The 24,116-nt window shown below is 63.7% G+C and carries 22 protein-coding genes; 14 read left to right on the forward strand and 8 right to left on the reverse strand.

What is annotated here, in order from left to right:
• Positions 1-17: 17 nt before the first annotated feature.
• The 7 genes from ATY77_RS03400 to ATY77_RS03430 form a co-directional block, all read right to left on the reverse strand.
• Positions 18-1,736 carry a GH32 C-terminal domain-containing protein gene (locus ATY77_RS03400; protein ID WP_088686253.1) on the reverse strand — a complete coding sequence of 573 codons (1,719 nt, stop codon included), beginning with the start codon at positions 1,734-1,736 and terminating at the stop codon, positions 18-20.
• A gap of 4 nt (positions 1,737-1,740) precedes the next feature.
• Entirely contained in the window at positions 1,741-2,634 is an 894-nt protein-coding gene (locus ATY77_RS03405; protein WP_088686071.1) for a carbohydrate ABC transporter permease, read from the reverse strand.
• Positions 2,627-3,565, reverse strand: coding sequence for a sugar ABC transporter permease (locus tag ATY77_RS03410; RefSeq protein WP_088686072.1), 939 nt, complete (start codon positions 3,563-3,565; stop codon positions 2,627-2,629). Before ATY77_RS03410 ends, ATY77_RS03405 begins: the two co-directional genes overlap by 8 nt.
• A gap of 74 nt (positions 3,566-3,639) precedes the next feature.
• Positions 3,640-4,932 carry a sugar ABC transporter substrate-binding protein gene (locus tag ATY77_RS03415; RefSeq protein ID WP_088686073.1) on the reverse strand — a complete coding sequence of 431 codons (1,293 nt, stop codon included), beginning with the start codon at positions 4,930-4,932 and terminating at the stop codon, positions 3,640-3,642.
• Positions 4,933-4,969: 37 nt separating this feature from the next.
• Complete coding sequence (locus ATY77_RS03420) at positions 4,970-5,974, reverse strand: LacI family DNA-binding transcriptional regulator (protein ID WP_088686074.1); 1,005 nt, start codon at positions 5,972-5,974, stop codon at positions 4,970-4,972.
• Positions 5,975-6,058: 84 nt separating this feature from the next.
• Positions 6,059-7,912: an ABC transporter ATP-binding protein gene (locus tag ATY77_RS03425; protein WP_088686075.1), complete on the reverse strand. Its 1,854-nt coding sequence runs from the start codon at positions 7,910-7,912 to the stop codon at positions 6,059-6,061.
• A gap of 507 nt (positions 7,913-8,419) precedes the next feature.
• A complete protein-coding gene (locus ATY77_RS03430) occupies positions 8,420-8,740 on the reverse strand; it encodes a hypothetical protein (protein WP_088675951.1) in 321 nt (106 codons plus the stop codon).
• A 259-nt stretch (positions 8,741-8,999) separates the two neighbouring features.
• Here ATY77_RS03430 and ATY77_RS03435 point away from each other — a divergent pair, with 259 nt between their 5' ends.
• The 3 genes from ATY77_RS03435 to ATY77_RS03445 all read left to right on the forward strand — a co-directional run bounded on the left by ATY77_RS03435 (position 9,000) and on the right by ATY77_RS03445 (position 11,171).
• Positions 9,000-9,377: a nuclear transport factor 2 family protein gene (locus ATY77_RS03435; protein WP_245314276.1), complete on the forward strand. Its 378-nt coding sequence runs from the start codon at positions 9,000-9,002 to the stop codon at positions 9,375-9,377.
• Positions 9,378-9,480: 103 nt separating this feature from the next.
• Positions 9,481-10,413: an NAD(P)-dependent alcohol dehydrogenase gene (locus tag ATY77_RS03440; protein ID WP_088686077.1), complete on the forward strand. Its 933-nt coding sequence runs from the start codon at positions 9,481-9,483 to the stop codon at positions 10,411-10,413.
• A gap of 50 nt (positions 10,414-10,463) precedes the next feature.
• Positions 10,464-11,171, forward strand: coding sequence for a YafY family protein (locus ATY77_RS03445; protein ID WP_088686078.1), 708 nt, complete (start codon positions 10,464-10,466; stop codon positions 11,169-11,171).
• A 17-nt stretch (positions 11,172-11,188) separates the two neighbouring features.
• Here ATY77_RS03445 and ATY77_RS03450 read toward each other — a convergent pair whose 3' ends face one another.
• Positions 11,189-11,893: a transcriptional regulator NanR gene (locus ATY77_RS03450; RefSeq protein ID WP_088686079.1), complete on the reverse strand. Its 705-nt coding sequence runs from the start codon at positions 11,891-11,893 to the stop codon at positions 11,189-11,191.
• A 140-nt stretch (positions 11,894-12,033) separates the two neighbouring features.
• On the opposite strand from ATY77_RS03450, the gene oiaX reads away from it, so the two are divergent.
• The 11 genes from oiaX to ATY77_RS03505 all read left to right on the forward strand — a co-directional run bounded on the left by oiaX (position 12,034) and on the right by ATY77_RS03505 (position 24,061).
• Positions 12,034-13,329 carry a 3-oxo-isoapionate-4-phosphate decarboxylase OiaX gene (oiaX, locus tag ATY77_RS03455; protein WP_245314277.1) on the forward strand — a complete coding sequence of 432 codons (1,296 nt, stop codon included), beginning with the start codon at positions 12,034-12,036 and terminating at the stop codon, positions 13,327-13,329.
• 5 nt (positions 13,330-13,334) lie between these two features.
• Complete coding sequence (locus ATY77_RS03460) at positions 13,335-14,669, forward strand: four-carbon acid sugar kinase family protein (RefSeq protein WP_088686254.1); 1,335 nt, start codon at positions 13,335-13,337, stop codon at positions 14,667-14,669.
• A 1-nt stretch (position 14,670) separates the two neighbouring features.
• Positions 14,671-15,474: a triose-phosphate isomerase gene (locus tag ATY77_RS03465; RefSeq protein ID WP_088686081.1), complete on the forward strand. Its 804-nt coding sequence runs from the start codon at positions 14,671-14,673 to the stop codon at positions 15,472-15,474.
• A complete protein-coding gene (locus ATY77_RS03470; protein ID WP_088675955.1) occupies positions 15,471-15,917 on the forward strand; it encodes an RpiB/LacA/LacB family sugar-phosphate isomerase in 447 nt (148 codons plus the stop codon). Before ATY77_RS03465 ends, ATY77_RS03470 begins: the two co-directional genes overlap by 4 nt.
• A gap of 78 nt (positions 15,918-15,995) precedes the next feature.
• Positions 15,996-16,823 carry a phosphogluconate dehydrogenase C-terminal domain-containing protein gene (locus ATY77_RS03475; protein WP_088686082.1) on the forward strand — a complete coding sequence of 276 codons (828 nt, stop codon included), beginning with the start codon at positions 15,996-15,998 and terminating at the stop codon, positions 16,821-16,823.
• A gap of 97 nt (positions 16,824-16,920) precedes the next feature.
• The gene (locus ATY77_RS03480) at positions 16,921-17,862 is read left to right on the forward strand and encodes a D-ribose ABC transporter substrate-binding protein (protein ID WP_004678737.1); all 942 of its coding nucleotides are present in this window, start codon (positions 16,921-16,923) and stop codon (positions 17,860-17,862) included.
• Positions 17,863-17,934: 72 nt separating this feature from the next.
• Entirely contained in the window at positions 17,935-18,579 is a 645-nt protein-coding gene (locus ATY77_RS03485) for a DUF2291 domain-containing protein (protein ID WP_088686083.1), read from the forward strand.
• Positions 18,576-20,126: a sugar ABC transporter ATP-binding protein gene (locus tag ATY77_RS03490; RefSeq protein ID WP_088686084.1), complete on the forward strand. Its 1,551-nt coding sequence runs from the start codon at positions 18,576-18,578 to the stop codon at positions 20,124-20,126. The genes ATY77_RS03485 and ATY77_RS03490 overlap by 4 nt, the downstream gene beginning before the upstream one ends.
• Positions 20,123-21,184, forward strand: a complete 1,062-nt coding sequence (locus tag ATY77_RS03495; RefSeq protein WP_004678742.1) for an ABC transporter permease — start codon at positions 20,123-20,125, stop codon at positions 21,182-21,184. Before ATY77_RS03490 ends, ATY77_RS03495 begins: the two co-directional genes overlap by 4 nt.
• A gap of 1 nt (position 21,185) precedes the next feature.
• On the forward strand, positions 21,186-22,220 hold the full coding sequence (locus ATY77_RS03500; RefSeq protein ID WP_088686085.1) for a Gfo/Idh/MocA family oxidoreductase: 1,035 nt from the start codon (positions 21,186-21,188) through the stop codon (positions 22,218-22,220).
• A complete protein-coding gene (locus ATY77_RS03505) occupies positions 22,217-24,061 on the forward strand; it encodes a hypothetical protein (protein ID WP_088686086.1) in 1,845 nt (614 codons plus the stop codon). Before ATY77_RS03500 ends, ATY77_RS03505 begins: the two co-directional genes overlap by 4 nt.
• The last annotated feature ends 55 nt before the right edge of the window (positions 24,062-24,116 follow it).

A 24,116-nucleotide genomic window follows, 5' to 3' on the forward strand; every position in this document is an offset into this window, starting at 1 on the left:
TCGTTTCATCCTCCAGATCAAAGACCGAGCTGCCAGATTTCGGCGGCGATCACATTGCCCTCGGGCGCGGCGAGACGCGCGGCACTGACCCTCTGGAAGCCGGGCAGGCGCTTGGTTCCCGTCCAGCGGCCATCGTCGGCGAAGACCTCGATCGAGCCCGCATCGAGGAAGATCCGGATGGTCGAGGGGTGCGCGCCGGCGGCGATGTGGCGGGGCGATGGCTTGGTATTCGCCACCGAGAAGGGAATGCTCAGCCCGTCGTCGTTCAATTGAACCGCGACCGTCGCCTCGGGATGTTGGAGATCGAGGCGGAAGGCGCTGCCGGCCTGGCCGAGGGTGAGCAGGATCTCGACGGAGCCGTTGGCGAAATCGACGCTCCGGCCGTCGAGAAGGCCTCCGGCATCCAGCCGGCGCTGCCGCAGGCTTTCGACAGCGGCGACAGGCGGCGTGATCAGCGCACCGTCTCGCAATCCCAGCCGTCGCGGCAGTGTCATCGCGGTCGGCATGTCGATCTCTTTCGATATATCCGTCCAGTTCGCAAGCCAGGCAATGCCGATCGGGCCGGTCTCGTCGACGAAGGCCTGGAAGGCGTAGGCGTCGGTGCCGAAATCCAGTTCCTGTTCGAATTCTACCGAGAAGCTGCGGCCATCGAAACGGCCGACGGTCGCAAGCGTCATGTTGCGCCGGCCGGTCGCCGGATCGCGGCTGGTCAGCAGACCGAAGATCAAGGCCCAGCGTGTCGCCGGGTCGTTGGCGGGACCGTCGAGCGGCAGCATGCAGGGGCACTCCGCTGCCGTCATCCCGAAGCGGTTTTCGCGGTGGAGCGTGCCGAGGAAGGTCCATCCGGACGCTGCGGCCGGATCCGCGGTTTCGTAGAGCAGGATGACGCCGCCCTCGCGGTCGCGCGTGCCGAGCAGCATCTTCCATTTGCCGTCAGGCCCGTTGAAGACGTAAGGGTCGCGGAAGTCGGTCGTCAGGCCGAGCCCGGCGGGACGCGCCGGCAGGATCAGCTCCGCCGGCTCGACATGGACGAGATCGCGGCTGGTGGCCGTGAACTGAACCTGCTCCTCCGGTTCCCGGTTCTTCATATGCTCGGTGAAGAAGATGCGAAGGCCGGCTTGATCGGCGGGAAGAGCGATCGCCGAGCCGGAAAATGCCCCGCCCCGCCCGTCGGCCCGGGCGGCGAGTTCATCCGACGGGAAAAGAAAGATCGGGAGATGCGTCCAGCGAAGGTAGTCGTTCGAGACCGCATGACCCCAATGCATGTTGTTCCACCGGAGGCTATGGGGATAGTGCTGGTAGAAGAGGTGCGGCCTGCCGCCGAACCGCCCGAACCCGTTGGGATCGTTCATCCAGCCGAATGGCGGGCGGAAATGATAGCTGCCCGGCACTTCGGGCGTGGCATTGGCAGGGCGGACATGCAGCAGCCGGATGCCTTCTTCGAGGACGCGGGACTCAAGAAAGGCATAGAGGACCGAGACCTCGGTCGTCTTGGGATCGTAGGAGAAGACGGTTTCTCCGCCGCGTTCCAGCGTCAACGGCCGAAACGCGAATTCGTCGGGATTTGAGGTTTCGACAGCGCCGGCGGCGTCTCCATCGACATGGGCCGTCAGCCTTGCCGGGGCGGCGCCATCCGAGGCCCTGATCCATGCGTGGACTGTGGCGCCTGCGGGCAGGACGGCGCTGATCGTCTCCAGCCCCATTTCATCGGAGGGAGAAATCGCTTGGCTTGTCATCAATTCAACCTTTCACGGCAGAGCCGACAAAGGAGCTCACGAACCAGCGCTGGAAAGCGAGGTAGAGCCCCAGGATCGGGATCATCATCAAAACGGAGGCCGCCATCGCTCGATCCCAGTAGATGCTGTCCTGTCCGAAGAAGGTGGCGATGGCCACCGCGATCGGCCGGGCATAATCGGTCTGCGTCACGAGGATCGGCCAGAGATACTGGTTCCAGGTCTCGATGCCCATGAGGATCGAGACGGTGGCGAGCGCCGGCAGGCTGAGCGGCAGGAAGATCGAGCGATAGGCCCGGAAAAACGAAGCGCCGTCGATCTCGGCGGCCTCCAGCAGTTCCTTCGGCAGCTGCGCGAAGAACTGGTAGAACAGGAAGATGTAGAGCGGGCTTGCGACCCAGGGCACGATCTGCACCGCGAAGGTGTCGGACATGCCCGCCCTGGACACCATGATCACCAGCGGCATGATGATGCTTTCCTGCGGGATCACATAGAGCGCGATGACGATCGACAGGATGACGGCGCGGCCTCTGAGCGATCCCCAGGCCAGAACGAAGCCGGCCATCGAATTGACGATCAGGCCGGAGCAGACCGTCGTCGCCAGGATGATCAGCGAATTGATGAGGTAGCGCCCGAAGGCGAGCTCGCCGGAGAGATGGCCGACTTCGGCATAGTTGGACAGTGTCGGGTTCGACACCCAGAAGGCCCGGAAGCTGCCCATGTCGGCGAGAATCTGGAACCGGTCGTCCTTGAGGCTGGCGACGACCAGGAGCAGCAAGGGAGAGACGATCACCAATGCGATGATGAAGATGCTGACGGTCTGGACGGTGCGTAAAATCCTGGTGGCGGAACGGGGTCGCGCCGTGCTGGCCTGCGGGATCGAGAGAGCGAGATCAGACATCGAAGCGCCTCAGGAGCTGGCGCTGGATCAGCGCGATGACGAGAACGATCACGAACAGGATGACCGAAACGGCGGAGGCATAGCCCATCTTCTGCTCTTCGAAGCCGGCGCGGACCATGTAGTGCACGACAGTTTCGGTGCTGCTCTTCGGTCCGCCCTGCGTGAGGATGGCGACCTGGGTATAGAGCTTGAAGGCCTGGATGGTGGTGATGACAAGCACGAAGACGTGGGTCGGCCTGAGGCCGGGCATGGTCACGTGCCAGAAGCGGCGGAAGGCGTTGGCGCCGTCGATCTTGGCGGCGTCGTAGAGCTCGTCGGGAATGCCCTGGAGGCCGGCGAGGTAGACGATCATCTGGAAGCCGTAGGCCTGCCAGGCCGAGAGCAGGACGAGCGAGAACATCGCCCATTGCGGATCGCCGAGCCAATCGATCGGCTGGATCGCCCCGCCGGAGAGGAAGCCGAGGATCTGGTTGAACGGCCCGGTGGGATACTGGAACAGCGTGCCCCAGATGACGCAGACCACAACCATCGAGGTGATCGCCGGCAGGAAGAACATGCCGCGCAGCAGATTGCGAAACGGCAGCTTCTGATGCAGCAGCAGCGCCGTCGCGAAAGCGAGGCCGCACTGCGCCGGGATGATCCAGAAGGTGAAGCGCGAGACGTTCCAAAGGGCGGTCCAGAACAGATCGTCCTGAAAGATGCGGATGAAATTGTTGAACCAGACGAAGCGGACGGGCGTCGGCCGCGGCACCAGAGGCTGGTTGGTCATCGCCGTCCAGAAGGACAGGAGGAACGGCAGGATCAGGAAGAGGGTCAACAGGATGACGGCGGGTGCCAGCATGGCCGCTTCCTGCATCAGCCGTCCCTTGTCATGCCGGCGCGCCGGAGCCTTTCGGACGGATGTCGAAGATGTCGATTGTTGCATTGCCATTGGCTCCTCCTCTCCAGCCGGGATGCCGGTCTCGCCCTGTGATGTCTGAGGGAGACATCGCAGGGCGATCACGCCTATTGCGCTTCGCCGAACGGCGGGTAGCCGTCATTGTCCTCGATATCCTGGTCGATCTTCTCGGCAGCCGCTGTCAGCGCCTCCTTCGGATCGCCGCCATTGAAGGCCTCGTCGACGGCCTGCATGAAGGCGGAAGTGATCGTGGGATAGGCTGGATGCGGCGGGCGGGCGACGGCCGTCTTCGAGGCCTGTTCGAAAGCGATCGCCATCGGGCCGCCGGGAGCATAGAGCGGGGATTCGGCGGCGAAGCTCTTTAGGCCGGGATAGCCCGACTGGCTTGCGACGAAGGCCCTGTATTCCTTGTCCTTCAGCAGGAAGCTGATGAACTTGCCTGCGATCTCGGGATGGGCCGACGTCTTGGTGACCGCCCAGATCCAGGTGCCGTCAGGGCTCGCGCCCTTGGCGCCGAACTTCGGAAGCGGCAGCACGACGATATTGTCCTTCATGGTAGCGGCAGCCTCGGCATAGACCCAGTGTCCGCCGAGCGCCAGTGCTGCCGGATTGCCTTCGGCGAAGAACTGGTTGGTCCCGGCAGATTGCGGCACGACCCAGCCGTTCTTGACCCATTTCTGCATCATCGCAAGCGCATCGACGCAGGCGTCGCTATCCAGCGTGCCCTCGGATTTCCAGGCTTTGCGGTCGATGAGATCGCAGCCGGCCGATTGCAGGATCGGGCCATAGGCATAGGTGATCCATTCGGTCTTGATGCCGTAGCCGCGGAAAGTGTCGATCGGCCACTTGACGCCGTCGACTTTGGAAAGCTTCTCCAGGTAGGTTTCGAACTCCTCGCGGGTCCAGGCATCGTCGACGGATTTCGGGATGCGGGCGCCGATCGCTTCGAGATATTTCTTGTTGCCGTAAAGAACGACCGAGGAGTCGGTCAGGCCGATCGCGTAGAGGTCTTTGTCGATCGGGTATGTGCCCTGGGCGATGTTGGACTCCGTCATGTCGTCGACGACATCTTTGTCGATCAGCGGCTTGATGGGCTGAAGATAGCCCGACCAGACGTAATTGGCGAGGAACGGCGCATCGAGCTCCATCACGTCGGGCAGCTGCTTGGCCATGACGGCGGCGCTGAACTTCTCGTTATAGGCATCGTGCGGCGCATAGATGAACTGCACATCGACATCGGGATTGGCGGCCTCGAAGCGTTCGGCGACCTTGCCGTAGGCGGCGACGAAGCCGGGATCGCCCTGGTGCATGACCTGGATGACGGTTTTCTCGGCGGCTTGCGCCCCTATGGCCGATAGCGCCGAGGACAGGACCAGAGACCAAAGTAAACGTTTACCCATTAGAATTCCTCCTCCATTTGAATGGGCCTATTTCAATTTATACGGATGCCCGCTCCACCAGCTGGAACGGCAGTTTCTGCACCCCGACCGGGATCCGGTCTTCGGCAAGCAGGATTTGCGCGGCCTGGCGGCCCATGGCGCGATGGGGAAGCGCCATGGTGGTCAGCGGCGGGTCGAGCCGCGAGGCGATCTCGACCTGGTTGTCGAAGCTCGCAACGGCGACGTCGTCGGGAATGGCGGCGCCCGCCCGGCGCAGCGCGGCATAGACCTCCATCGCCACGCGGTCATTGCCGCACAGGATGGCATCGGGACGCCGGGGGCCGCTCATCAGCTCCTGCACATGCGCGGCGACGAGGCTGTGGGCCCGGTCGCTGTAGATCGCTTTGCTGACGGCGGGCAGCACGATAGCGCCGGCTCCGTCGAGGCCGGCATGATCGAGCGCCTGCCGGAAACCGAGTTCGCGCAATTCGCCGGCGAGCAGCCCGGGCAGGTTGATGAAGGCGATCTTGCGCCGGCCGGCATCGATGAGATAGTTGGTGATCTCGATCGCCGCCCCCGTTTCATCGGGCACCAGCGAGGTGACGCGGTCATTGGCATCCCGGCAATTGATCATGACGCCGACCGCATCGGCAAATTCGGGTGGCAGGTCGACGCTCTTGTGATACATGGCGGCATAGGCGATCGCTCGCGGGCGAAAGCGCCGCATCTCGTCGAGGATCGAGGCGATGCTCCGGTGGCCGCCGAGCGTCATGGCGAAGACGGCCATGTCGGCGGCGCGCACGGCGCCGTCGAGCCCCCTGATGATCTCGGTGGCGAAAGGCGAGGTGATCAGATCGTCGGCGACGAGGCCCACGAGCGGCATCCAGCCCTGCCGCATGCTGCGCGCGGCGAAGTTAGTGACATAGCCGAGCTCCTCGGCAATCTCCTTGATCCGCTGCCGGGTTTCCTCCGACATGCGCGCCGAGCCGCCATGCAAGGCGCCCGAGACGGTCTTGACGGAAACGCCGGCGCGGGCGGCTATGTCGTTGAGGGAAGCTGTCACTGGGTTCGCTTTGGGTTATCGATTACCCATATCGGTACCAATCCCGTTCCGATGAGTCAAGCAGGGGAAAATCCCCTGCCCGGCTCAATCGATTTCCTCGGGAATGAAGCCGCCGGTCTGGCGTTTCCACAGCCGGGCAAACAGCCCGTCCCGCTCGACCAGTTCTTCCGGCCTGCCCTCTTCGACGATGCGGCCGTGATCGAGCACGACGATGCGGTCCATCCTGGCGATCGTCGAAAGGCGGTGGGCGATGGCGATCACCGTCTTTCCCTCCATCACGAGGTTCAGCCGCTCCTGAATGGCGGCTTCGGATTCGCTGTCCAGCGCCGAGGTCGCCTCGTCGAGCACCAGGATCGGCGCATCCTTCAGGAGCACGCGGGCAATCGCCACGCGCTGGCGCTGGCCGCCCGAGAGCTTGATGCCGCGATCGCCGACGAAGGCGTCGTAACCCTTGCGGCCCTCGCTGTCGGTAAGATCGGCAATGAAGGCATCGGCGCTCGCCATCTTCGTCACCCTTTCGATTTCCTCCTGCGTCGCCCCCGGCCGGCCGTAGCGGATATTGTCGCCGACCGAACGGTGCAGCAGCGCGACATCCTGGGCGATCACGCCGATCGCGCGGCGCAGGCTCGCCTGGGTGACGGCGCGGATATCCTGCCCGTCGATCAGGATCGCGCCGTCCCTGATGTCGTAGAAGCGCAGCAGCAGGTTTGCGAGGGTGGTCTTGCCGGCCCCGGAAAGGCCGACGAGACCAACCTTCTCGCCGGGCCGCACCGTCAGCGACAGGGCGTCGATCACCGGCTTGCCCGACTTGTAGGCGAAGCCGACATTCTCGAAGCGGATCTCGCCCTGCGGCACGGCAAGCTCGGCCGCATCCGGCCGGTCGGTGATGGCAGGCGGCGTCGTCATGACCGGCATGGCATCCTTGATCGTGCCGATCGCCTGGAAGATCTGCTGGCCCATCTGCAGGAAGACGAAGATCTGCGACGACAGACGGTGGAGGATATAGACCGCGCCGACAAACTCGCCGACCGTGAGGAAGCCTTTGACGAGGCCGGAAAAGCCGATCGCCAGCATGCTCAGCCACAGCAGCGTGTTGAAGATGACGACGGTCACTTCCGACGAGCGGTAGATGCGCTGCTCGCTGTGCTGCGTCTGCACGGCCTTGCCGATGATGCGGCGGATCGCGCCCGCCTCGCTGTCTTCGGCGGCAAACTGCTTGATCATCTGCATGTTGGTATAGAGATCGGTGATCGCGCCGGCGACCAGGCTGCGCTGCTTGGCGGTGCGGCGCGAACGCTCGACGAAAACAGGCACGATTCTCGCGGTGAATGCGATGTTGAGCGCGATCCAGACGACGACGGGCACGGCAAGCTGCCAGGCGAGCGCGCTGAGCAGGATGACGGAGCCGACCAGCTGCATCAGGAAGCGCGGGATGGACTGGAAGCCGGCGAGGATCTGCTGCTGGACGGCGGAGGAGACCTGCTGCAGCCGCGAGGAAACCTGCCCGGCATAGAGATCGTGGAAGAAGGCGAGATCCTGCCGCTCCACCGCCTTGTGGCCCTGCCACTGGATGGCGGCCGGCATGGCGATGCCAAGCGTATGCGAGTTCAGCGTGTTGAGCATGAACGAAACGATCGGCATCACCGGAAAGATCAGCAAGCCGAGGACGGCAAGCAGCCGCCACTCCTCATGCAGGAAGACGGCGGCACCCTGCTGCGTCACGCCATCGACGATGACCGAAAGCCCCCAGACGATCGCCAGGTTGATCGCCTCGAACAGCATGGAGCAAAGCGCCAGCGCAATCAGCACGCCGCGAAACATCGAGATGAAATGCAGCAGCACCCTCACCGGCCCCTTCGACGGCAGCGGCCGATAGGGAATGTCGAGCGGCCGGATCAGCGTTTCGAAGGGACGATAGATCGCATCTGAGATCGACATGGGCCGCTCGTGGTTCGAATATCGGAGGGAGGGCGAGACGCTTTTGAGTCTACGCGGACCGAGATGGGATCATCTTCCGGCTGCAATCTCAACTAGAATTTTTGTGAATGTTTGGGAGAGGGAATGTGGAAAAGGGGAAGCGTAACGGGGGACGGCGACGTTGCGGCATGTCCCCTTCTACCCATCGGGGAGAAGGTGCCGGCAGGCGGATGAGGGGGCCAGCGGCGATGGGCGCGAGTGCGCTGAGCGCAAATCAAATGCAATGAATGACGTGCCGTATGGCCCCCTCATCCGACCTTCGGGCCACCTTTACCTGGGTTGAGCCGCGGGTCTCAACCCGTCCTTCGGCCCCCCGCCGGGGAGAAGAGCGATCAAGACGCACCCTCGTGTTCAACAAGACGCCTGCATGAACGGCGAGACTGCTCGGTAAATATCTTGGGCGGGGGCAGCGGCCGAACAGCAGGCCGAACCCCGCCGAAGCGGGGTTCTTGGGTTAGGGGAAGCCGATCAGTTGTTATGCGCTGCGCAGGCCTCGTCCATCGGCGTGGCGTTGCTCGTGCCGCCCTGGGTCTGCAGATTGTCGGAATTGTTGACCGGGTTCGGGCACTTGGTCTTGTCCATCTTCATCGTGCCGCCGGTGGTGGAATTCGTCATCGTGGAATCCGTTTCCATCGGCTTCTTGGCCTTGGTGTCTGTGGTGGCGCCGCCGCCCTGATCGGCCTGGTTCTTGTCGATCGTGGCGCCGGCCGGCGCCGGGTTGGACTGGGCGAAGGCTGATGTGGCCATGCCGAGAGCGAAAAGCGAAGCTGCTACGAGTTTCATACGCATCCTGATGTCCTCCTTGGGATCTTTGCGTGGTTGGCCCTTCCACAACCTCGACGGCAGATCATTGTTCCGGCGCGGCCGCTGACAAAACAAGGGAACGGGAGGAGGGACGCCAGGAGGCGCAGCTGCTTTGTGGTCACTGCATCTTTAGATTGTATAAAATAAGTGATTACTACCATGTAATGCTTAATACTGACATGTCGTGTCACCGGGCGCTGCTAGGTCCGTCTCAGCCAAACATCACCAACGAAAGGATATGACCATGGCTGAACAGAACGGACGCGCCGCCGCGATTGCCTGCACCTATGTCGAAGCGATTGCCCGCAAGGACATCGATGCCATTCTCGAAATTGCGGCTGACGACGTCGCCTGCGCATCGCCGATCGGCAAACTGAGCGGCGTGCAGGCGTTTCGCGGTTTCCACGAGGGGTTCGCGCGCATGATAAAAAGGCTGACCATTCTCGCGGTCTATGGCGGAAATGATCAGGCTGTTGTCATCTACGAAGCCGATACCCATCCTGTTGCGAACGCGCTGACCGTGGAACTGCTCACGATCGCCGGCGGGAAGATCGCTTCGACCGACGTGATCTACGATTCCGCGCCGTTCGCCGAATACATGGCGGCGGTCAGGCCGCACTGAACGGCTGCGCCCGGGAGTTTTGTCAAATGATCACCAGCATCGCAGCGGCGCAAACTTCGCGCCTCGGAATCGTCGCGCCCATTCCAGGCGGAAGCAGCCTGCCATGAAGAGGATCCAATATCATCGATATGGTGGCCCCGAAGTGATGAAGCTCGAAAAGTGCGAGCTTCGCAGCCCCGGCAAGGGTGAGGTCGTCGTGAAGGTCGTCTTTGCGGCGATCAATCCGATCGACTGGAAGGTTCGCAGCGGCCATCTGAAAATGGTGACGGGAAAGAATTTCCCGCGTGCCATGGGCAGCGATTTTTCCGGAACGGTGATGTCGGTGGGACCCGGCGTAACTCGCTTCAAAACGGGCGATGCCGTGTTCGGCATGGCTCATATCAGGGACGGCGGAGCACTCGGCGAAGCTGTGATCGCACCGGAAGCATTTCTTGCCAGGAAGCCCGGGGTCGTCTCCTTTGAAGACGCGGCCTGCCTGGCAACGCCGGGAGTGACGGCATGGAACGGGCTCATCGACAAGGCGAAGCTCGCGGCGGGCAAACATGTGTTCGTCAACGGCTGTGCCGGCGCTGTCGGAGACGCGGCCGTTCAACTCGCGCAGATGTGCGGGGCGACGGTTTCGGGAAGCTGTAGCGATGCCTCCATCCCGCGTGCCCGTGAGCGCGGCGTCCATCCGCTTTTCGACTATCGGACCACCGATCTGTCGAGGCTCGCCGGGCGCTTCGACGTCGTTTACGACACGGCGGGCACCATGAAGGTCAAGATCGGCCTCGGCCTGCTGGGCGCCGGCGGTGTGTTTCTCGACATCGATCCGACGCCCGGCAAATTTTTGCGGGCGATCTTCGAGCGCAGGCTAAAACCCATCATCTGTTCTGCACGGGCGGACATTCTGGACGGGCTTGCCCGGGCTGCCGGCGCCGGCAGGCTACGGCTGCCGATCTCCGAGATCGTACAGCTCGGCGATGCGATCGAGGTGGTGACGGCTCTGGAAGGCGGCCGCAAAAGCAACGGAAAGGTTTTGATCCGTATGGATTGAGCTGGACCGGCACCCGGCAGGCGGCGCAGAATCCATGCTAGGATGGCGGCATGTCCCAAAGCCAGAGATTGTTCGATATCCTGCAGATTCTCCGCCGCCATCGCCAGGCGGTTTCCGGGACGTTTCTCGCGCAGGAAACCGGCGTTTCCCTGCGGACGATCTATCGGGATATCTCGCTTCTGCAATCCATCGGCGCCGATATCGAAGGCGAACCCGGCTACGGTTATGTGCTGAAGCCGGGTTTCATGCTGCCGCCTCTGATGTTCTCCGAAGCGGAAATGAAAGCGATCACGCTCGGCGTGCAATGGGTCACGCGCCAGACGGACGAGGAGCTGAGTGCGGCGGCGCAGGACGCGCTTTCCAAGATCGAGGCCGTGCTGCCGCCGGAGCTGCGTCCCCGGCTGATCGACAATGATTTCCACATAGGCTTCTCTTCGCTGCCCGCGCCGGCAATCGATCTCAGGGTCCTCCGTCAGGCCATGCAGCAGCAGATGAAGCTCAGGATCGTCTACAGAGATGCGCGAGACGCCGACAGTGACCGCGTGATATGGCCGATTGCCGTCGCCTTCTTCGATTCCAGGCGGATCATCGCCGGCTGGTGCGAGTTGCGGCAAGATTTCCGCATGTTCCGCGCCGATCGCATCCTCGAGGCAGCGCTGCTGGCCGATCGCTATCCCGGCAAGAGGCGGGACCTGGTCAAGCAATGGCGGGCGCAGGTGCAGGAAGCGCGCGACGCGATGACCGGCGAGACTATCTGACTTCAGCGCGTGGGCGATTACTTCGCGTAAAGCGCGCGCGAGCGCTCGAGATGCTTGAGGAGCGCCGTTTCCGAGCCGTCGACGTCGTTGGCTTCGAGGCGGTCGACGATTTCGTCGTGTTCGGCCAGCGTGAACTTTTCCTTGCCGGTCCAGATCAGCATTTCGGTATGATATTCCTTCAGCCAGGCGAGCATCGCCTCGCTGACGGCGACATAGATCGGGTTGCCGGAGATCTGGGCGATGCGGGTGTGGAATTCCATATCGGCATCGATGAATTCTTCGGCCCGCCCGAGCGAGGCGCGCTGGCGCTCGATGATGTCCCTGAGATCGCCGATATCGGTTGCCGAGGCGCGCTGCGCGGCCTCGCGGGCCATGCCGCGCTCGAAGAAGATGCGGGCGCTCTTCAGATGTTCGAGCGAGTCGGCCGATTGCGACAGCATGATCTTGGCGGTGAGATCGACCTGGCGGAAGATCGATTTTGCCGTGAGCCGCAGCACCTTCGCGCGCTCGCCGTGCGAGATGCTGACGAGACCCTTGTTGGCGAGCGATTGCATGGCTTCGCGGATCGCCGGCCGGCCGACGCCGAAGCGTTCCATCAGCACCCGCTCGGAGGGCATTTCGTCGCCGGGCTGAAGCTCGCCTGAGGTGATCATCCGCTCGAGTCGATCAAACACTTCGTCGGAGAGTTTCCGGCGGACGATTTGTTCGATGGGCTGGGTCATGAGATCTCGCTGGCTCAAAATGCTTCCTCCTAACAGTTTTCCGCGCCGAGAACAAAGCTCGCGGCTGAAAATTTGCGCCGCCGAAGATTCCGCTTTTCAACAGTTGGAATACTCATTATACCAGATCACGAGTTGACGCCATGACAATCTCCATGGCGAGAGGAGCAGCCGTCCGTTTCATGATGATAACCCTGACCTACCGCATCGAAACGCCCGGCAGCGTCGAGGCGATGGCGGACAAGATCGCCAGCGACCAGTCGACCGGAACTTTCGTGCCGGTTCCCGGCGAAACGGAGGAGCTGAAATCGCGCGTCGCCGCCCGGGTGCTGGCGATCCGCCCGCTCGAGGATGCGCGCCATCCGACCTGGCCCGAGGCATCGCCCGGCACGTTGCTGCGCCGCGCCGATGTCGACATCGCCTTTCCGCTGGAGGCGATCGGCACCGATCTCTCGGCGCTGATGACCATCGCGATCGGCGGCGTCTATTCGATCAAGGGCATGACCGGCATCCGCATCGTCGACATGAAGCTGCCCGAGGCTTTCAAGAGTGCCCATCCCGGGCCGCAATTCGGCATAGCGGGCAGCCGCCGCCTCACCGGCGTCGAGGGCCGCCCGATCATCGGCACCATCGTCAAGCCGGCGCTGGGGCTGAGGCCGCACGAGACGGCGGAACTCGTCGGCGAATTGATTGCGTCGGGCGTCGACTTCATCAAGGACGACGAGAAGCTGATGAGCCCGGCCTATTCGCCGCTCAAGGAGCGCGTCGCCGCGATCATGCCGCGCATTCTCGACCACGAGCAGAAGACCGGCAAGAAGGTCATGTATGCCTTCGGCATCTCGCATGCCGATCCTGACGAGATGATGCGCAACCACGATATCGTCGCTGCGGCCGGCGGCAATTGCGCCGTCGTCAACATCAATTCGATCGGCTTCGGCGGCATGAGCTTCCTGCGCAAGCGCTCCAGCCTGGTGCTGCATGCGCATCGCAACGGCTGGGACGTGCTGACGCGCGATCCGGGCGCCGGCATGGATTTCAAGGTCTATCAGCAGTTCTGGCGGCTGCTCGGGGTCGATCAGTTCCAGATCAACGGCATCCGGGTCAAATATTGGGAGCCGGACGACAGCTTCGTCTCCTCGTTCGAGGCCGTCAGCACGCCGCTCTTCGACGCAGCCGATTGCCCGCTTCCGGTCGCGGGCTCCGGCCAGTGGGGCGGGCAGGCGCCGGAAACCTATCAGCGCACCGGCCGCACCGTCGATCTTCTCTATCTCTGCGGCGGCGGCATCGTCAGCCATCCCGGCGGCCCAGCGGCCGGGGTGCGCGCCGTGCAGCAGGCGTGGCAGGCGGCGGTCGCCAGCATTCCGCTGGAGGTCTATGCCAAGGACCATCCGGAGCTTGCCGCCTCGATCGCCAAATTCAGCGACGGCAAGGGCGCGTGACGGCGATGGATGGACTTCTCGTCAGCTATTACGGGGATGATTTCACCGGCTCCACCGATGTCATGGAGGCGCTCGCCTCGAACGGTGTCGAGACCGTGCTTTTCCTCGACCTTCCCAAGCCGGAGCTCCTTGCCCGTTTCAGCCACTGCCGCGCGATCGGCATTGCCGGAACGAGCCGCAGCGAGACGCCGGCATGGATGGAGGAGCACCTGGCGCCGGCTTTCGACTGGCTGAAATCGCTTGGCGCCGCCATCTGCCATTACAAGGTCTGCTCGACCTTCGATTCCAGCCCCGGCATCGGCAATATCGGCAAGGCGATCGAGATCGGCCGCACGAGTTTCGGGCAATCGATCGTGCCCGTCATCGTCGGCGCGCCGCAATTGAAGCGCTATACCGCTTTCGGTAATCTCTTCGCCGCCTATCAGGGCCGCGTCTTCCGTATCGACCGCCACCCCGTGATGAGCCGCCATCCCGTCACGCCGATGGATGAGGCGGACCTTGCGCTGCACCTGTCGAAGCAGACTTCCCTCCCCGTGTTGCTTGCCGATCTCGTCGCGATCACCGCGGCCGATGCCGACCGGCGGATCGACGATCTGGCGTCGCATGCGGACGGCATTCTGCTTCTCGACGTCGATTCCGAGGCGACGCAGGCGGCAGCCGGCCGGCAGATGCTGCGTGTCGCTGCCCGTTCGGGAAGCTTCGTCGCCGGCTCCTCGGGGGTCGAATACGCTCTGCTCAACGCCTGGCGGCAGGCCGGCGCGATTGGCGGGGGCAGCGCCGAATTTCCCGATATCGGCCCAGTCGAGCGGCTTGCAGTCGTCTCCGGCAGCGTCTCGCCGACGACCGAACGCCAGATCCGCACGGCCGTCGAAAACGGCTTCGAAAGCATCGCACTCGATCCGCTCGCACTGGTCTCGAATGGCGAGGCTGCGGTGGATGCGGCGGTGCAGGCGGGCATCGGCAAGCTGAAGGAAGGCAGGAGCGTCATCCTCTATACGGCGCTCGGCCCATCCGCCGACCGCGGCGCCGATATCGACCGGCTTCCGGGCGCCCGGCATCGGCTCGGCAGCGCCCTCGGCACGATCCTGCGCAGGCTCATCGAGCAGGAAGGGCTGTCGCGGGCGGTCGTCGCCGGCGGCGACACGTCGAGCCATGCGCTGCGGCAATTGAAGATCGATGCGCTGACGACACTGCTGCCGCTGCCCCAGACGCCGGGCTCGCCGCTCTGCCTCGCCCATGGCGACTATGCGCCGACCAACGGTCTGCAGATCGCGCTGAAAGGCGGGCAGGTCGGCACGGATGGCTATTTCGCGCAGATCCGCGACGGGAGGAAGAACTGAGATGGTCGTCTGGGTCGGCACCAGCTTCAAGATGAACAAGACGCTTGAGGAAGCGCTCGCCTTCGCGCGCCGCCTCGCCGATGCGGATCTTGAACGCGATCCCCGCGTACAGCGCTTCGTCATTCCCTCCTTCACCTCGGTGCGCGAGGTCAAGCGCGTGCTTTCCGAGACCTCGGTGAAGGTCGGCGCCCAGAATATGCATTGGGAGGATGCCGGCGCCTGGACCGGCGAAGTTTCGCCCCTGATGCTGAAGGATTGCCGGCTCGATCTCGTCGAGCTCGGCCATTCAGAACGGCGCGAACATTTCGGCGAGACCGACGAGACCGTCGGCCTCAAGGTTGCCGCCGCGATCCGCCACGGCCTGACGCCGCTGGTCTGCATCGGCGAGACCTTGGAGGAGCGCAACGAGGGCCGGGCCGACGCCGTGCTGCGGCGGCAGGTCGAGGCCGCCCTCCGGGGTGTCGACACCGAAGCCGGCGAGGCTCCGATCCTGCTTGCCTACGAACCGGTCTGGGCGATCGGCGTCAACGGCATTCCGGCGACGGCCGATTACGCCTCCGAGCGGCACGGCAAGATCGCTGAGGTGGCGAAATCCATTCTCGGCCGCCCGGTGCCGGTTCTCTACGGCGGCAGCGTCAATCCCGGCAATTGCGAGGAACTGATCGGCCAACCTGATATCGACGGCCTGTTCATCGGCCGCTCCGCCTGGTCCGTCGAAGGCTATCTCGACATTCTCGCCCGCGTCAGCGCGGCGATCGACCGCTCATCTCCACGCCAGACGGCGAGTGAAAGGAAACTGCCATGAAGATCGCAATTGGCGCCGACAGCGCCGGCAAACCGCTCCTGGATGTCATTGCCGCCCATCTCGCCGGCAAGGCGGATCTCGAAGTGCACGATCTCAGCCAATCCGGCTTCTATGCCGATCTCTCCCAGCGCCTGGCGCAGACGATCGTCGACGGCGAGCATGAGCGCGGCATCCTGTTCTGCGGCACCGGCATCGGCGTGTGCATCTCCGCCAACAAGGTGCCGGGCATTCGCGCCGCCCTCACCCACGACACCTATTCGGCCGAACGCGCGGTGAAATCCAACAACGCCCAGATCATCACCATGGGCGCGCGCGTCATCGGGCCGGAACTGGCGAAATCGATCGTGGACGTCTGGCTCGCCTCCGAATTCGACCCCCAAGGCCCATCGGCCGGCAACGTGCAGGCGATCGACCGGCTCGATGCGGAAAAACATGGGGCCTAAGCGCCTAAGTAATGATATGGTGATTGACTCATCATACCAGTATATGATCCTATCCAGAACTGAAAAGGTGAGGAAAACATGACCAAGATTGCTCTCTTCGGCGCCGGCGGCAAAATGGGATACCGGCTTGCCAAAAATCTCAAGGGCTCGCGCTTCGAAGTGCGCCATGTCGAGGTGAGCGATGCCGGCAAGGCCCGACTGAAGAACGATCTTGGCCTCGATTGCGTGCCTGTCGATGCCGCGCTCGACGGCGCCGACGTCGTCATCCTCGCCGTGCCGGATACGGCGATCGGCAAGGTCGCGGCCGGCATCGTCGACAAGCTTGCGCCCGGCACCATGGTGGTGGCGCTCGATGCCGCCGCGCCCTTCGCCGGCCATCTGCCGAAGCGCGACGACCTCACCTATTTCGTCACCCATCCCTGCCATCCGCCGATCTTCAACGACGAGACGGATATGCAGGCCAAGAAGGATCATTTCGGCGGCCTCTTCGCCAAGCAGCACATTGTCTCGGCGCTGATGCAGGGTCCCGAAAGCGCTTATGCGCTCGGCGAGGAAATCGCCAAGGTCATCTGGGCGCCGGTCATGCGTTCGCACCGGGTGACGGTCGATCAGCTCGCCATGCTCGAACCCGGCCTTTCCGAAACCGTCTGCGCCTCGCTGCTCGTCATCATGCGCCAGGCGATGGACGAATGCGTGGCCCGCGGCGTGCCGGCCGAAGCGGCCCGCGATTTCCTGCTCGGCCATATGAACGTGCTCGGCGCGGTCATCTTCAAGGAGGTCGACGGCGTCTTCTCGGATGCCTGCAACAAGGCGATCGAGTTCGGCATCCCGGCGCTGATGCGCGACGACTGGAAGAAAGTTTTCGAACCGCAGGAGATCGCCGAAAGCATCCGGCGCATCACCTGAACCGGCCCGGGGGAGGCAAATCCTCCCCCTGCTACCGCTCCGGAGACGGGGCACCGCTCCGGGGAGACGGAGCGTCATTCACAACAGGGAGGAAAGAATGAAACTGACACGCAGACTGACACTCGCAGCCTTCGCCAGCGCGCTGGCGCTCGGAACGGCCATGCCGGCTTTCGCGGCCGATCTCATCGCCATCATCACCCCGGCGCATGACAACCCGTTCTTCAAGGCCGAAGCCGTCGGCGCCGAAGCCAAGGCGAAGGAGCTCGGCTACGAGACGCTCGTCATGACCCATGACGACGACGCCAACAAGCAGTCGGAAATGATCGATACGGCGATCGGGCGTGGCGCCAAGGCGATCATTCTCGACAATGCGGGCGCGGACGCTTCCGTCGCCGCCGTCAAGAAGGCCAAGGATGCCGGCATCCCCTCCTTCCTGATCGACCGCGAAATCAATGCGACCGGCGTCGCCGTCGCCCAGATCGTCTCGAACAATTATCAGGGCGCGCAGCTGGGCGCGCAGGAATTCGTCAAGCTGATGGGCGAGAAGGGCAACTATGTCGAGCTGGTCGGCAAGGAGTCCGATACCAATGCCGGCATCCGCTCGCAGGGCTATCACGACGTCATCGACGATTATCCCGAATTGAAGTCGGTCGCCAAGCAGTCGGCCAACTGGAGCCAGACGGAAGCCTATTCGAAGATGGAAACCATCCTTCAGGCCAATCCGGATATCAAGGGCGTCATTTCAGGCAACGACACCATGGCGATGGGCGCGATCGCGGCCCTGCAGGCCGCCGGCCGCAAGGACGTGATCGTCGTCGGCTTCGACGGTTCCAACGATGTACGCGACTCCATCAAGTCGGGCGGCATCAAGGCGACCGTGCTGCAGCCCGCCTATGCGCAGGCGCAGCTCGCGGTGGAGCAGGCCGACGCCTACATCAAGAACAAGACGACGCCGAAGGAAGAGAAGCAGCTGATGGACTGCGTTCTCATCAATGCCGACAATGCCGGCAAGCTCGAAACCTTCGCCCTGACGAACTGATCAGCCCAATTGCGGAGGGTGCAATGTTGCGCCCTCCGCAATGCATTTTGCGAGACGCCGAGGTTCACCCGCATGTTGAGAATGAAGGGCGCATTGCTGGCTGCCGTCGTGGCGGCGGCCCTGCCCGGTTGCAAGATCATCAAGACGCCGACCGCGGAGGAGAAGGCGGCGGCAGCGGCCAAGACCGCTTTCGATCCGAATGCCAAGGTCGAGGCGATCTGGGAGCCTCAGGTCGTGCCCTATTTCGAAAAGCGTGCCGGCGAGCTGAAGGACGTCATGCAGCTCGTTGCGACGAGCCCGGATGCCGCGGGCGAAAAATACGGCAATCCGCGCAAGCAGAGCAGCTCGCCCTGGACCTATGCGGTGAAGATCACCGGCACGGTCGTCGCAGCCGACACCGCCTCGCGCGCGGCGACGCTCGACGTCGATGCCGATGGCGACGGCAAGGCCGATGCGAAGGTGCAGATCGGCCCGGCGCTGCGCGGCACCGCGCTGCGCGACACGCTCGATTTCGTCAATTTCAACGAGTTCAAGAACCAGATCGAATGGGCGCAGTTCGGCAAGGCGTTCAACGAGAAGGCCAATACCGCCTTCCTCTCCGCCGTTCCGCGTGACGGTCTCACCGGCAAGGTGGTAACGGTGATCGGCGCCTTCCCGCTGCCGAGAAGCGGCGAGCTGCCGCTCGTCACACCTTCGGAACTGAAGGTGGGCTCATGACGGCGACAGACGCACATCAGGACGATATCATCCTCCGTCTCGACGACGTGTCGAAGGTCTATTCCGGCATCGTCGCCGTCAAGCGCGCCAATTTGGAGCTGCGCCGCGGCGCGGTGAATGTTCTCGTCGGCGAAAACGGCGCCGGCAAGTCGACGCTGATGAAGATCATCGCCGGAGTCGAGCGCCCGACGCTCGGCCGCATCATCCTGGACGGCAAGCCGGTTACCTTCGACAGCCCGGCCGACGCGCAGGCGAACGGCATCGGCATGATCTTCCAGGAGCTCAACCTCTTCGCCAACATGTCGGTCGCCGAAAACATCTTCACCAGGCGCGAGATCACCCGCGGCCTGCTCGGCATCGATCACAAGGCGCAGGTCGAGAAGGCCAATGAATTCCTGCGGCGTCTCGATGCCGGCATCGAGGCGGATACAATGGTCGAGGATCTGCCGATCGGCCAGCAGCAGCTGGTCGAGATCGCCAAGGCGATGTCGCTTAATGCCCGCATCCTGATCATGGACGAGCCGACTTCGGCGCTGTCGGCGGCCGAAGTCGAAATCCTGTTCAAGGTGATCGCCGAGCTGAAGGCGCAGGGGGTGGCGATCGTCTATATCTCGCACCGGCTGGAAGAGCTGATGCGGATCGGCGACTACATCACCGTGCTGCGCGACGGCCAGATCACCGGCCATGCCATGGTGCGCGATATCGACACGCGCTGGATCGTGCGCTCGATGATCGGCTCGGACGCCAAGGATTTCGCGAAATCCGTCACCCATTCCGTCGGTGAGGAAGTCTTCCGCGCCGAAAACATCAGCCTTCCCCGGCCGACCGGCGGGCTTGCGGTCAATGACGTTTCCCTGTCGGTCAGGGCAGGCGAGATCCTCGGCATCTATGGCCTGATGGGCGCCGGGCGCAGCGAATTCTTCGAATGCGTGATCGGGCGCCACACGCATTCGACCGGCAAGATCTTCATCGACGGCAGGCAAGTGCGCGCCCGCGACACCACGCGGCGCATCCGCCGCGGCCTTGCGCTGATCCCGGAGGACCGGCAGCGCGAGGGGCTGGTGCAGGTGCTGTCCATCGCTTCCAACCTGACGCTCGCGAGCCTGTCGCGCTTCACCCGGCTCTTCCATATCGACAGCGGCGCGGAAAAGAACGCCATTCAGGAGGCGATCCGCGATCTCTCCATCAAGGCGCCGAACCCGGATTTCGAGGTCACTTCCATGTCCGGCGGCAACCAGCAGAAGGTCGTCATCGGTAAGGCGCTGATGACCAATCCGAAGGTGCTGCTGATGGACGAGCCGAGCCGCGGCATCGATGTCGGCGCCAAGGCCGACGTCTTCCGCACCATGCGCCGGCTGGCGGCGAACGGGCTCGCCATCCTGTTTTCGACCTCCGACCTCGAAGAGGTCATGGCGCTATCCGACCGCATCGCGGTCTTGAGCAATGGCCAGCTCGTCGCCGTCTTCGATCGGGACGAAGCGACGGAAGACGCCATTATCGCGGCTTCGGCCAAGGGACACGGACATCAAGGGAAACTCGCGTCATGATGGCGGCTACCTCAACTCTTGCGCCGAAGGGCGCCAACGGCTCTGCGCTTCTGACGTTGATGAAGCTCAGGACCTTCATCGCGCTTTTCGCCGTCATCATCTTCTTTGCGATCTTCGCGCCGAACTTCACCTCGACGGCGAACATGATCCTGATGTCGAAGCATGTGGCGCTGAACGCCTTCCTGGCGATGGGCATGACCTTCGTGATCATCACCGGCGGCATCGACCTTTCGGTCGGCTCGATCGTCGGGCTCTGCGGCATGGTCGCCGGCGGGCTGATCCTCTACGGCATCGAGCTGCCGATCGGCTACACCATCTACTTCAACCTCTTCGAAATCGTGCTGATCACGCTGTCGATCGGCCTTGTCATCGGCCTGATCAACGGTCTCTTGATCACCAAGCTCAACGTCGCGCCCTTCATCGCCACGCTCGGCACGCTCTATATCGCCCGCGGCCTGGCGCTGCTGTCGTCTGATGGACAGACCTTTCCGAACCTCGTCGGCCGGCCGGAATATGCGACGACCGGCTTCGACTTCTTCGGCGCCGGCCGCATTCTCGGCCTGCCGGTGTCGATCTGGATCCTGATCGTGCTGGCGCTCGCGGCCGCCTATGTCGCGCGTTCGACGCCGATCGGCCGTCACATCTTCGCCGTCGGCGGCAATGAGCGGGCGGCGCGCATGTCCGGCATCCGCGTCGATCTCGTGAAAATCTTCGTCTACATGTTCTCCGGCCTTTGCGCGGCCATCGTCGGCGTCGTCATCTCCTCGGAGCTGATGGCCGCCCATCCGGCGACCGGCGAAAGCTTCGAGCTCAATGCGATCGCCGCAGCCGTGCTTGGCGGCACGTCGATGTCGGGTGGTCGCGGTACGATCGGCGGCACGATCATCGGCGCCTTCGTCATCGGCATCCTCTCCGACGGTCTCGTCATGATGGGCGTTTCCTCCTTCTGGCAGATGGTCATCAAGGGCCTCGTCATCATCATCGCCGTGGTCGTCGACCAGGCGCAGCGCCGCCTGCAGCAGCGCGTCACCCTGATGCAGATGGCGAAGGCAGGTTGACATGACCGAATTGAAAGGCGCGTTGATCGGCTGCGGCTTCTTTGCGATCAACCAGATGCATGCCTGGAACGACGTCGAAGGTGCCGAGATCGTCGCCATCTGCGACCGCGATCCCGAGCGGCTGAAGCTCGTCGGCGACCAGTTCGGCATCGAGCGGCGCTACAGGGACGCCGAGGCGATGTTTGCCGATGGCGGCTTCGATTTCGTCGATATCGCCACGACAGTCCAGAGCCACCGCGCACTGGTGGAAATGGCCGCTGGGAATAAGATCCCGGCCATCTGCCAGAAGCCCTTCGCCAGGACGCTGGCGGATGCCAAGGCGATGGTCGAGGCCTGCCGTGCTGCCGGCGTGGCGCTGATGGTGCACGAGAACTTCCGCTGGCAGACGCCGATCCAGGCGGTGCGCAAGGCGCTCGATGCCGGCGCCATCGGCACGCCCTTCTGGGGCCGCTTCTCCTTCCGCTCAGGCTACGACGTCTTTTCCGGCCAGCCCTATCTCGCCGAAGGCGAGCGCTTCATCATCGAAGATCTCGGCATCCATACGCTCGACATCGCCCGCTATGTCCTCGGCGACGTCAATTCGCTGACGGCCCGCACCAAGCGGGTCAACCCCAAGATCAAGGGCGAGGATGTTGCGACCGTCCTGCTCGATCACGAGAACGGCGCCACCTCCGTCGTCGATGTCAGCTACGCCACCAGGCTGTCGAAGGAGCCCTTCCCTGAAACCTTGATCGAACTCGACGGCTCCGAAGGCACGATCCGCCTCAGCCAGGGCTACGGCCTGGAGATCACCAACGGCAGGGGCACGACCAGGATGGATGTCTCGCCGAAGCTGCTGTCCTGGGCCTCGCGGCCCTGGCACAACATCCAGGAAAGCGTCTTTGCGATCGAGCAGCATTGGGTCGACCAGCTCAGGCGCGGCGCGGAGCACTCGACCTCGGGCGCCGACAATCTGAAGACCTTCGCCCTCGTCGAGGCTGCCTATGACAGCGCCGCGCGCGGCCAGACGATCGATGTCCGGGCGATGCTGCGATGACCGCCGATGCGTTCCAGCTTTACGGCACCCGCACTGCGGAAAGGCCGCCGGTCCGCCTGACGGCGGGAAGGCTGACGGCCGATCTCGCCGACGGCAACCTCCGCACGATCCGCTACGACGGGGTCGAGGTGCTGCGGGCGATTTCCTATCTCGTCCGCGACCGGGACTGGGGCACCTACAGCCCTGAGATCACAGACCTCAGGATCGAGCAAGGCGAGGATCGTTTCGAGGTCGCCTATCTCGCCCGCTGCGAGGGACCGGACGCGACAACGCTCGTCATCGACGTCCGTATCTCAGGCCATCAGAACCGGCTCGATTTCGAGGCCGAAGCCGTCTCAGAGACTGGCTTCGAAACCAATCGCTGCGGCTTCTGCATCCTGCATCCGATCGTCGGCGTCGCCGGTTCGCCGGCGGCGGTCGAACATGTCGACGGCCAGATCGCGGCGACGCGTTTTCCCAATGTCATCGAGCCGTGGCAGCCCTTCAAGGACATGCGCGCCATCACCCATCAGGTCATGCCTGATGTGAGCGCGGAATGCCGGATGGAGGGCGACACCTTCGAAATGGAGGACCAGCGCAACTGGTCGGACGCCTCCTACAAGACCTATGTCCGGCCGCTCGCCTTGCCCTGGCCTTACCGGATCCCGGCGAACCAGCCTGTCCGGCAGAAGACGTCGCTGATCATCACGGATATCAGTCGCTCCGTTGCGCCGCCAGCCGCGACGCAGAGCGGAGCCATAAGGCTCGAACTCGGCGCGGGGACCGGCACCATGCCCGATATCGGCGTGATCGTGACGCCCGAGGAGGCCGAGGCGACGCGCGCGGCCGGATCCCTCCTGGCGGAAATCGCGCCCCGGGACCTGCTCTTCCATTTCGATCCCGGTGCCGGGCACGGCCTCGACGCACTGGAAAACTTCGCGGCGATCGCCGCTCTCCATCGCGGCCGCTCGACGCTGGAGATCGCGCTTCCCTGCAAATCGTCGCCGGCAGTCGAGGCAGCCGGGATCGCCCGGCAGATGCAGATCGCAGGCTTTCGTCCGGATGCGATCCTGATTTCGCCCTCCGTCGACCGGCAATCGACGCCGCCCGGCAGCAAATGGCCGGACTGCCCTCCCCTCGAAGAGGTCTATGCCGCGGCCCGCGCCGCCTTTCCCGGCATCCGCATCGGCGGCGGCATGCTCAGCTATTTCACCGAGCTCAATCGCAAGCGCGTGCCGGCGGGCGAGATCGATTTCGTCAGCCATTGCACCAACCCGATCGTGCATGCGGCCGACGATCTCAGCGTCATGCAGACCCTGGAAGCGCTGCCCTTCATCACCCGCTCCGTCCGCGCGATCTACGGCGACAAGCCCTATCGCATCGGCCCCTCGACGATCCCGATGCGGCAGAACCCCTATGGCAGCCGTACGATGGACAATCCCGCCGGTGGGCGCATTCCGATGGCCAACCGAGACCCCCGCCACAACGGCCGTTTCGCCGAGGCCTTCGCGCTCGGCTATGCCATTCGGGTGCTGGATGCCGGCCTCGAATGCCTGACGCTTTCGGCGCTGACCGGTCCTTTCGGGTTGATCGCAGGTCGCGATGAGCCAGTCGCGCAAGGCGGGCGGCGGCCGCTCTTCAACACGGTGCGGACCTTGTCGGCCTTGGCGGGTGCCTCCTGGCAGGAATGCCTCTCGTCATCGCCCTCCGAAGTGCTGTCTTTTGTCGCAAGGGATGCCGCTGGCGCCAAGCTCTACGTGGTCAATCTCACAGGCGATGAGCGAAGGGTGGATGGCGGCGCACTGGTTAAAGAGCTGCGGCTCGCGCCGTTTGCCACCTCCGCCTTGCCGCTGGCGGATTGACCTCTGGCCCGCCCGCCGCATCTACGTAGTGGGAGCTCGTTCTGGGGAGGATCGG

Origin of the sequence: Rhizobium sp. R634 (assembly GCF_002211305.1) — a bacterium.
Lineage (GTDB): Bacteria > Pseudomonadota > Alphaproteobacteria > Rhizobiales > Rhizobiaceae > Rhizobium.

What these genes read in the sequence shown, in the direction of transcription:
- ATY77_RS03460 (WP_088686254.1), top strand. Translation starts at nt 13,335, where the DNA reads ATGGATGGACTTCTCGTCAGCTATTACGGGGATGATTTCACCGGCTCC.
- ATY77_RS03485 (WP_088686083.1), top strand. Translation starts at nt 17,935, where the DNA reads ATGTTGAGAATGAAGGGCGCATTGCTGGCTGCCGTCGTGGCGGCGGCC.
- ATY77_RS03435 (WP_245314276.1), top strand. Translation starts at nt 9,000, where the DNA reads ATGGCTGAACAGAACGGACGCGCCGCCGCGATTGCCTGCACCTATGTC.
- ATY77_RS03445 (WP_088686078.1), top strand. Translation starts at nt 10,464, where the DNA reads ATGTCCCAAAGCCAGAGATTGTTCGATATCCTGCAGATTCTCCGCCGC.
- ATY77_RS03490 (WP_088686084.1), top strand. Translation starts at nt 18,576, where the DNA reads ATGACGGCGACAGACGCACATCAGGACGATATCATCCTCCGTCTCGAC.
- ATY77_RS03415 (WP_088686073.1), bottom strand. Translation starts at nt 4,932, where the DNA reads ATGGGTAAACGTTTACTTTGGTCTCTGGTCCTGTCCTCGGCGCTATCG.
- ATY77_RS03440 (WP_088686077.1), top strand. Translation starts at nt 9,481, where the DNA reads ATGAAGAGGATCCAATATCATCGATATGGTGGCCCCGAAGTGATGAAG.
- ATY77_RS03465 (WP_088686081.1), top strand. Translation starts at nt 14,671, where the DNA reads ATGGTCGTCTGGGTCGGCACCAGCTTCAAGATGAACAAGACGCTTGAG.
- ATY77_RS03505 (WP_088686086.1), top strand. Translation starts at nt 22,217, where the DNA reads ATGACCGCCGATGCGTTCCAGCTTTACGGCACCCGCACTGCGGAAAGG.
- ATY77_RS03500 (WP_088686085.1), top strand. Translation starts at nt 21,186, where the DNA reads ATGACCGAATTGAAAGGCGCGTTGATCGGCTGCGGCTTCTTTGCGATC.
- ATY77_RS03405 (WP_088686071.1), bottom strand. Translation starts at nt 2,634, where the DNA reads ATGTCTGATCTCGCTCTCTCGATCCCGCAGGCCAGCACGGCGCGACCC.
- ATY77_RS03475 (WP_088686082.1), top strand. Translation starts at nt 15,996, where the DNA reads ATGACCAAGATTGCTCTCTTCGGCGCCGGCGGCAAAATGGGATACCGG.
- ATY77_RS03410 (WP_088686072.1), bottom strand. Translation starts at nt 3,565, where the DNA reads ATGGCAATGCAACAATCGACATCTTCGACATCCGTCCGAAAGGCTCCG.
- ATY77_RS03470 (WP_088675955.1), top strand. Translation starts at nt 15,471, where the DNA reads ATGAAGATCGCAATTGGCGCCGACAGCGCCGGCAAACCGCTCCTGGAT.
- ATY77_RS03425 (WP_088686075.1), bottom strand. Translation starts at nt 7,912, where the DNA reads ATGTCGATCTCAGATGCGATCTATCGTCCCTTCGAAACGCTGATCCGG.
- ATY77_RS03400 (WP_088686253.1), bottom strand. Translation starts at nt 1,736, where the DNA reads ATGACAAGCCAAGCGATTTCTCCCTCCGATGAAATGGGGCTGGAGACG.
- ATY77_RS03450 (WP_088686079.1), bottom strand. Translation starts at nt 11,893, where the DNA reads ATGACCCAGCCCATCGAACAAATCGTCCGCCGGAAACTCTCCGACGAA.
- ATY77_RS03430 (WP_088675951.1), bottom strand. Translation starts at nt 8,740, where the DNA reads ATGCGTATGAAACTCGTAGCAGCTTCGCTTTTCGCTCTCGGCATGGCC.
- oiaX (WP_245314277.1), top strand. Translation starts at nt 12,034, where the DNA reads ATGACAATCTCCATGGCGAGAGGAGCAGCCGTCCGTTTCATGATGATA.
- ATY77_RS03480 (WP_004678737.1), top strand. Translation starts at nt 16,921, where the DNA reads ATGAAACTGACACGCAGACTGACACTCGCAGCCTTCGCCAGCGCGCTG.
- ATY77_RS03495 (WP_004678742.1), top strand. Translation starts at nt 20,123, where the DNA reads ATGATGGCGGCTACCTCAACTCTTGCGCCGAAGGGCGCCAACGGCTCT.